Annotated in this window: 8 protein-coding genes; 1 reads left to right on the forward strand and 7 read right to left on the reverse strand. The window is 62.9% G+C overall.

Features of this window, described 5'->3' with window-relative positions; all coding sequences use genetic code 11:
* The 7 genes from EOC06_RS23805 to EOC06_RS23835 form a co-directional block, all read right to left on the reverse strand.
* On the reverse strand, window positions 1–603 hold a 603-nt coding region (locus tag EOC06_RS23805; RefSeq protein ID WP_245469977.1), incomplete at its 3' end, for an ABC transporter permease.
* Window positions 600–1,553, reverse strand: a complete 954-nt coding sequence (locus tag EOC06_RS23810; protein ID WP_127270253.1) for an ABC transporter permease — start codon at window positions 1,551–1,553, stop codon at window positions 600–602. The genes EOC06_RS23805 and EOC06_RS23810, both read right to left, overlap by 4 nt.
* Before the next feature lie 70 nt (window positions 1,554–1,623).
* On the reverse strand, window positions 1,624–3,288 hold the full coding sequence (locus EOC06_RS23815; RefSeq protein WP_127270250.1) for an ABC transporter substrate-binding protein: 1,665 nt from the start codon (window positions 3,286–3,288) through the stop codon (window positions 1,624–1,626).
* Between the two features lie 244 nt (window positions 3,289–3,532).
* Complete coding sequence (locus EOC06_RS23820) at window positions 3,533–4,717, reverse strand: mandelate racemase/muconate lactonizing enzyme family protein (RefSeq protein WP_128308933.1); 1,185 nt, start codon at window positions 4,715–4,717, stop codon at window positions 3,533–3,535.
* Between the two features lies 1 nt (window position 4,718).
* The gene (locus EOC06_RS23825) at window positions 4,719–5,825 is read right to left on the reverse strand and encodes a mandelate racemase/muconate lactonizing enzyme family protein (RefSeq protein WP_128308934.1); all 1,107 of its coding nucleotides are present in this window, start codon (window positions 5,823–5,825) and stop codon (window positions 4,719–4,721) included.
* A gap of 36 nt (window positions 5,826–5,861) precedes the next feature.
* A complete protein-coding gene (locus EOC06_RS23830; protein ID WP_128308935.1) occupies window positions 5,862–6,554 on the reverse strand; it encodes a GntR family transcriptional regulator in 693 nt (230 codons plus the stop codon).
* Window positions 6,555–6,661: 107 nt separating this feature from the next.
* Complete coding sequence (locus EOC06_RS23835; RefSeq protein WP_128308936.1) at window positions 6,662–7,450, reverse strand: 2OG-Fe(II) oxygenase; 789 nt, start codon at window positions 7,448–7,450, stop codon at window positions 6,662–6,664.
* Between the two features lie 102 nt (window positions 7,451–7,552).
* Between EOC06_RS23835 and EOC06_RS23840 the strand changes: the two genes are divergently transcribed.
* A partial coding sequence (locus tag EOC06_RS23840) for a LysR substrate-binding domain-containing protein (RefSeq protein WP_128308937.1) occupies window positions 7,553–8,448 on the forward strand: 896 nt, incomplete at its 3' end.

Below are 8,448 nucleotides of genomic sequence, written 5' to 3' on the forward strand. Positions count from 1 at the left end.
CGTATGCAGCGCACTTTCATGCCGAAGCTGTGCGGCGGCGACATAGTCGAGCTCGCGCTCGGCCAGCACAGCGGAGCGCACGGTGCGCGCGATGATTGGCGCGAAGCTGAGACCGATGACGACGATGACCGTGGTTTTGGAGGTGCCGAGCGCGACGATGGCCAGCAGCGCGACGATGACCACCGGGATCGCCATGAAGGCTTCCAGGATGCGGCTGACGACATCGTCTACGAGGCCGCGAAAATAGCCGGTGACGAGGCCGAGCGCCGTGCCGGCCACGGTCGCCAGCAAGGTCGCCAGCGGGGCGACGGTCAGGATGTCGCGCGAACCGACGATAACGCGCGAGAAGACGTCGCGGCCGATCTGGTCGGTGCCGAACCAATGCTCGGAAGAGGGCGGCGCCAGCGCGTTGATGATGTCGTCGGCAAGTGGATCATAAGGTGCGAAATGCTCGCCGAACAGCGCGCAGGCAACCCAGAACAGCACAATGGCGAAACCGACAAGGAACGTTCGCGAGCGCAACAGCGAGAAGAGGACTTCCGCCAGCGGGCCGCGCCGGCGCGTGTCGTCTGGTGTCGGAGAGCTGGTTTGGACGGCGCTCATTGATCTGACCCCAGCCGGATGCGCGGATTGAGCACGGAATAGAGGAAGTCGGCGACAAGGGTGGCCACGGCATAGACGATGCCGATGGTGAGAATGCCGGATTCCAGCATCGGGAAATCCTTGCCGCGCGCGGCGGTGAAGATCAGCGACCCGATTCCCTGATAGCGAAACAGCGTTTCGATGACGACGAGGCCGCCGATGAGGTAGCCGGTCTGCGTCGCGATGACGGTGATGGTCGGCAGCAGCGCATTGCGCAGCACATGCCGCCAGATCACCGTGCGCCAGGGCAGGCCCTTCAGCACGGCCGTTCGCGTGTAGTCGGAATCGAGCGCCTCGATCATGCCGGAGCGTGCCATGCGGGCGATGTAGCCGAACAGCACCAGGAACAGCGGCAGCGAGGGCAGGATCAGGTAATAGAGCTGCGTGAAGAAGCCGGCGTCGCGCGGCCATGCGGCCGATATCGGCAGCCAGCGCAGCCAGACACCAAAGATCAGGATCAGGATGATGCCGGTGACGAATTCCGGCAGCACCGTCACCGACAGGCCGCCGAGACTGATGATGCGGTCGAGCGGGCGGTTGAGGTTGAGTGCGGCGACGACGCCGCCGAGGATGCCGATCGGCACCACCAGCACGAAGGCGACCGCCGCCAGCTTCATCGAATTGCCCAGCGCATCGATGACGAAAGGCGCGACCGGCGAGCGGAAGATGTAGGACGTACCCATGTCGCCCTGGACGAAGTTGGAGATCCAGCTCCAGTATTGCGTTAGCAGCGGGCGATCGACGCCGAGCGTGTGATTGAGCGCGTCGACCGCGCGCTGGTCGGCGAACGGGCCCAATATGGCGCGCCCGACATTGCCGGGCAGCACCTGGCCGCCCAGGAACACCATGATGCTGAGCAGGAACAGCGTGACGAGCGACAGCGAGACACGCCGGACAAGGAAGGAGAGAATGGCTAGGACTCCTTGTGGAGCCAGCCCCCATGCGGGAGCTGGCTGTTAGAGGATTGGCTTTCCCTTCCGTTCAGGCCTTCGATGCCTTGTCGAGGAACAGCTGCGACATGGCGGTCGGCTGCACGCCGGCCACACCCTTCGCCGTCGCCGTCAGATAGTCGTAGAAATAGCCGAAGATGACAGGCGTTTCCTCGAGCAGCAGCTTCTGGATCTTGCCGGCGTCGGCCTTCTGTGCCTCGAGGTCGAGGGCTGCGATGTAGCTGGTCGCCAGCGCGTCATAGTCCTTGTTCTTGAAGTGTGCCGCGTTCCAGGTGCCTTCACTCTTCAGCGGTGCCGCGAGATAGACGTTCGGCACGCCGCGGTGACCATAGTCGGTGATGCCCATCACCGAATCCAGCCAGTTCGATTTGCCGAACACCGCGTCTCCGTAATAGCCGCTCTGGTCGAGGATGTTGAGGTCGAGTTGGACACCGATCTCCTTGACCCAGTTTTGGATGAGCTGGGCGTATTCAGGGATTTCCAGGTAGCGTTCGGTGGTCAGGGTTATCTTGAAGCCCTGGCCAAGGCCGGCTGCTTCCATGAGCTGCTTGGCCTGGGCGATATCCTGCTTGCGTTGCGGCACGCTCGTATCGGTCGAAGGGTAGACGGCGGCGAACGGGCTGTCATTGCCCAGAGCGGAGCGTCCCTTCATCAGGCCGGCGGCCAGCTTGTCGCGATCGAGGCAGAGCGCAATGGCACGGCGCACGCGCGCATCCTTCAACGGGCCCTCGTCGCAGCGCATGTGCAGTTGCTGATGGGCCGACGACTTCAGGCTGATGATGTCGACGTTCGGGTCGTTGAGCAGAGCGACGCCGGCCAGCACCGGCATCTGGTTGATGATGTCTACCTGCCCACCCTGCAATGCCAGGATCTGTGGCTGCATATCGGTGAAGAAGGTGAATTCGGTGCGTTCCGGCAATGCCTTCGGACCCCAATAATCCTCGTTGCGGACGAAGGAGGCGCCGACCTTTGCCGTGTATTTCTCAATTTTGAACGGCCCGGTGCCGTCGAAGCTCTTTTCGTAGTCGCCCTTGTAGCTCGCCGGGATGATGACGGCGTTGTAGTTGTCGGACGACAGCATGTAGGGGAAGTTGCCGTTCGGGGCATCGAGGTGGAATTCCACCGTATAGTCGTCGACCTTCTTGGAAGCGCCCTTCTGCAGGATGCCGTTGAACACCGACAGCGCGTTCGACGAGTTTGCCGGATCGGCAAGGCGGTCGATGCTGGCCACGACGTCGTCGGCCTTCATCTCCCCGCCGCTGTGGAATTTTACGCCCTTGCGCAGCTTGAAGGTCCAAACCGTGCCATTGTCGTTCGGCTTCCAGCTCTCGGCCAGCGCCGGTTGCAGCACCAGGTCGGGGCCGTCGACACAAAGGAATTCCGCAACCTGCTGCATCACCAGCAGGCCGCCGGCGTCCGCAATGGTGACTGGGTCGATCGTTGCTGCCGGCACGCTGCTGGCGACACGGATGGTGGCGCCGGGTGCGCCTTGGGCACGCGCCAGCGACGGCATGCCGCCGAGGCCGGCGGCCATGCCGATACGGCCCAGCAGCGGCAGCGACAGGCCGAGCAGGCTGCCGTGACGGACGAAGTCGCGGCGGCTGACACGACCGTCGACAAGGCCGTCGATCAGGTGATTTTCAAGCGGCGTGCGATTGCGCCGGATCAGGTCGAGAATGCCAAAGTTCTTGCTCATGGGTTTTTACCCTTTCCCCTATTTCTTATGGTTGACGAAATTTCGTGGATTGCTCCATTTTTCGGCCGCCAGAGAGGTCTGTCGACCGAAACCTTAGCATGCGGTTTTGTCCGGTCCATCCAGTCGTGGCGTGGACGCGCCGGCTTCCTGGCTGCACTGCTCCATCGTCTTGTCCAACCTTCCTGACCGAAGTCGCGCGGTTGGCTTCTCGTCTCTTGGCCGCTGGCTGCACTGCTGCCGCCGTCTAGTTCAGCGGCAAACGGCGATAGGTTCCGGGCTTTGCCGGGTCATGATACTTGTTGCACGGTCCTTTCTCGGTAAAGTCTCTGTGACAGGCAGCGAGGTTCTCGCGCGACAAGGTGACGCCGAGACCGGGACCTTCCGGAACGCGCACGAAATTGTTCCTTGGCGAAAACGGCCCTTCCTCGGTGACATCCATCGGCAGCATGCGAAACAGCGACTGGTTCGGCTCCCTGATCCAACCAAGTGCCGCGCACAGGTGCAGATAGGCGGCACTGCCGATGCCGCTGTCGCCGCTGTAGCACCAGAAATCGATGCCGGCATGCTCGCAGGCGCCGACGAAGCGCAGCAGCCGGCCGATGCCGCCATGCGTCGTCGGGTTGCCGACGAACGCGTCCGGAACCTTGGTTTCCATGGCGCGCGCAATGTCGATGTTGTGGGTCGAGAACGGGATCGAGCAATGGCGCCGCAATTCGCGCATCTCCTCGATGGTCGCCACCGGGTCCTCCCAGTTGCGCACCCCGAGCTCTTCCAGCGGCCGCGCCAGCCGACGCGCGGTGCTGAGTGAATAAGCCTGGTTGGAATCGATGCGGATCATCGCATCGTCGCCGAGTTTACGGCGGATCAGCTCGACCATTTTTAACGAGATTTTCGGATCATCGGTCGAGAACTTGCCTTCGAAGAAGGTCGTTCCGTGCGTCTCGTGCAATTCGACGCAATAATCGGCGACTTCTTCCGGCGTCGTCTCGCCCTTCACCTTTGGTCCATCACCGCGCAGCGAAAAATAGTCGGTGAACGGGATATCCTTGCGCACAGCGCCGCCAAGCAACTGGTAGAGCGGTTGGTTCCACGCCTTGCCGCGCAGGTCCCACAAAGCCATCTCGATGGCGCCGAAAGCCATGATGCGGGTGCGGTCGTTGATCGACTGCACGCCGGTCCAAAAGGGCAGGCAGACATGCTCGGCGCCGGCGATGTCGAAGGCATCGCGGCCGACCAGCCGTGGCGCCAGGACATCGTTGATAATCGCGGCCGCCGCTGGCGTCGGCGCTTCGCCAAGGCCAATCAAGCCATCCTCGGTCTCGACCTCGACAATCGTCGGCGAAAATCCGTCGAGCTCGCCGAACACCCAGGCATAGGGCGCTTCGAGGCGCAAATTGATCGGCGTGGCTTTGATGCTGCGGATCTTCATCTCAGCGGCCGACCTCGAAGAAAGGCTTGCCCAGCAGGTCGGGAACGACGTCGATGCCGAGGCCCGGTCCGTCCGGAATGCCCATGCGGCTGCCGGTGACCGGCGGCATGTTCGACGCCGTGCGCACCGTCACCCATTCATGGAAGGCGATGGCATGCAGCCGGCGCTCTTCCGGCGTCGACAACGACAGATGCGCCATGGCCGCGGTGTCGATCTCGGCGCCGCCCGTGTCCTCGACCGTGATCATGAAGCCGAGGTCGACGGCAACGTCGCGGATCTGGCGCGTCTTCGTCACCCCGCCAAGGCGCGAGATCTTCAGGGTCAGCCCGTCGGCCGCACCCAGGCGATGAATTTCCAGCATCGCCTCGAGCGAGGTGACGGATTCGTCGAGCACCATCGGCTTGTCGAGCATGCGGCGCACCGACATGTTTTCATCGATCGTGGTGCAGGGCTGCTCGAACGTGTAGTCGATGCTGCGCGTCGCGTCGGCGAACTGGCGAGCCTGATAGGGCGTCCAGCCGGTATTGGCGTCGCAGAAGATGACCGTGCCTTTCGGCACTGAGGCGGCGACCGCGGTGACACGTTCGATGTCGTCATGCACATTGCCGCCGACCTTGACCTGTAGCCGGTGGAAGCCGTCCTTGACGATGCGCTTGGCCAGCGCGGCCATGGCGTCGACGCTGCCGTGCGTGACGACCTTGTAGAGTTCTGCGGTGTCGCTTTCCTTGCCGCCGAGCAGCGTGACCAGCGGCACGTCGGCGGCGCGCCCCGCCAGATCCCAGCAGGCCATGTCGAGCGCCGACTTGATGTAGGGATGACCCTTGAACACCGTGTCCATCAGCCGGCCGATGCTGGCTAGTCCGCGCGGATCATGGCCGATCAGATGCGGCGAGATCTCGACCACGCCGGCGCGAACGCCGGCCGGGAAGGCTGCCGAGTAAAAATTGCCGAGCGGCGCCATCTCGCCCCAGCCGGTGATGCCGCTGTCTGATGCAATGGACACGATCACCGCGTCGAAAGCGTCGGCCTCGCGCCCCTTCGACATGCGGTATGGCCCGTCCACGAAGGGCTGCACGACATGGTAGGCCTTGATGGTTTCGATCTGCACGTGTCTTGTCCGCTGTCTGTGATGGTGGGGAACGGGTCAGGCGCCCCTCGACGGGCGTTGTTCGAGGTCGCGCGCATAGGCAAGCAACTCCTCGAAATCGAGATCGATGTGCTCCCTGGCATGGCGCTGGGCTGCACGCATGTCCTTGCCCTTCAGCAACCGCACATAGGTTTCGTGAACGTCTTCGGCCGGCACCGGCTCATTGCGGGCATGCTGGTGGAGCGCAAAATACATCTGCAGCCGGCTGGTCAGCCGCTGCCAGGTTTCCAGCAGCACCGAATTGTCGGCCCATTCGTAGATCAGGCCATGCAGTTGCAGCGCGGTTTCGATTTGGCGTGTCGTGTCCAACGCACGGGTCGCCTGCTTCACGGCTTCGTGACGCCGGTCGAGCTCGTCGAAGAAGCGCTGGTCGCGCAGCGGCCACGCCCGCTCGATGGCCAGCTCGTCCATCACCTTGTTGAACGAATAGGCATCGTCGATGTCCTTGGCTGTGACCTCGATGACGAAGGTGCCGGCATAGGGGATGCTGGTCAGGATGCCTTCCTGGACCAGTTCGCGCATTGCCTCGCGCAACGGCGCGCGGCTGACCCGCATCTGTTCGGAAATCCGCAGCTCGTTGAGCTTCTGGCCGGGTGCGAGCTGCCCGGTCAGGATCGCGCGCCGCAACAGCGCGACGATCTCGGCGCGTCGCGTCGTGTCCGCAATCGGACTGAAATCCGCTTTCGCCATTCGGCCACTCCCAGGGAAATCGAAAGCAAGACAAGCAGATTGTCGACAATCTAACAAGAGGTCATCTTCGGATTCTTGGGGGCCGTTGGCATGTCGGCCTTTCGGTCTCAGGCGGCACGGCCGTAGAAGCCGACCCGCTCCTCGGGGCTGAACATCACGCCGGGCTTTTCATAGTAGGAAAACACCGCGATCATGCGCTCGCGCTCGCCTTCGACCGTGGTGACGCGATGCGCGGTGTTTTTGCCGCGGAAGACATTCAGCGTGCCGGGCTTCATGCGCAGGATCTTTGCATCGGGATCGCGCCCGTCCAGCAGCCTTGCGACGCCGTCATAGTTGGGATTGCCGTCAGATCGCAGATCGGTGCGGTATTCGAGGTCGCCGCCGTATTCCGCTGCCTGCAGCAGCAGCGTCGTCGTGAATTCGGAGCGATCGAAATGCCAGTTCAAAGCCTCGCCGGCGCGATAGGCCATGACATTGGTTCGCGCCAACGGATCCTGCATGACATGCAGCCTGGTCTTGCCCATCGTCGCCGCCAGGAAGCGCAGCAGCGGTTCGTATTCGTAGATGGCGAGCACGACGCTGGCCGGAATCTGGTCGGCACAGACGGTGTGGCTGATGGTCTCCACCTTGCGCAGCGCCGGATGGTCGGGTGCAAGCTCGGGGATGTCAGGCTTGAAGTAGATGTTGTGCATCCGCTTGTGCACATGCGAGCGCGCGGCCATCACCGGCTGGATTTCGCGCACGGCTTGTTCCGCCACGCCGGGGCGCAAAAACCCTTCCAGATTGAACATGCCGTCGGCTTCGAGCGCGGCGACGGATTGTTCGACAAGGCGCTGCCATTCAGCGCTGCCTTCGCGGTCGAGCGGATAGAGGTCGAGATCGAGGATGTCTTTCATCGTCATGGCTCCGAAGGTTTCGAGCCTATGAGACGGCAAAAAAATCTTTCTCTCAACGCCGAAAATAGTTAGGATTGGCCAAGAAAAACTTACGGAATCGATGTGGAACGGCTACCTCCGTTGAATGCGATCAAGGCTTTCGAGGTTGCGGCGCGTGCCGGCAGCTTCACTCTGGCCGCCTCTGAACTCGGTGTGTCCTCTGCAGCGGTCAGCCAGCAGATACGCAATCTTGAGAACTGGTTCGGCAAGCAATTGTTCGTGCGCAGCGGCAATCGCATCGCGCTCACCGACGCCGGCCACGCCATCTATCCACAGACGGCGAAGGCACTAGGAGACATCGCCGCCATAGGCCAGCGCATGCTGGAGGGCGGGATGCGGACGCGCCTGGTCGTCAGCGTGCCGTTCTCGCTGGCCGAACTGTGGCTGGCGCCGAGGCTGGCGGTACTTCTCGATGCCTTTCCGCAGATGGCGATCGACGTTCGGGTCGAGGACGATCCGCTCGACCTGATGCGCCAGAACATCGACCTGCGCATCAGCTATGGCGATTATCACTATCCCGGATTGAAACTCGTCCGTCTCGTCCATGACGACGTCCTGCCTGTCTGCGCACCGGAATTCTGGCACCGGCACGGCAATGGCGATCCGAGTCTGGCGGATTTGCACGAGAGCCAGTTCATCCACACCAATTGGGGGCCGAACTATGCCTCGCACCCGACCTGGGCTGACTGGTTTGCGGCCTCCGGCGGCAGCCGCTCACCCGACCCGTCGCACGGGCGGCGCGTCGGCCTGTCCAGCCTTGCGATCGCCTCGGCAAGGCTGGGCCTGGGTATCGCGCTTGGCCAGCGGGTCATGGCGCGCGCCGATCTGGAGGCCGGTCGGCTGATTGCGCTCTCCTCCGTCTCCGTGCGCCTCGGGCATCCCTACTGTGCATTCATGCCGGTGGCCAAGGCCGACCGCGCCGATGTTGCCGGTCTGGTGGAACTGCTCAGTCGAGCGGC

Origin of the sequence: Mesorhizobium sp. M7A.F.Ca.MR.362.00.0.0 (genome assembly GCF_004023175.1) — a bacterium.
Classification (GTDB): Bacteria; Pseudomonadota; Alphaproteobacteria; order Rhizobiales; family Rhizobiaceae; genus Mesorhizobium.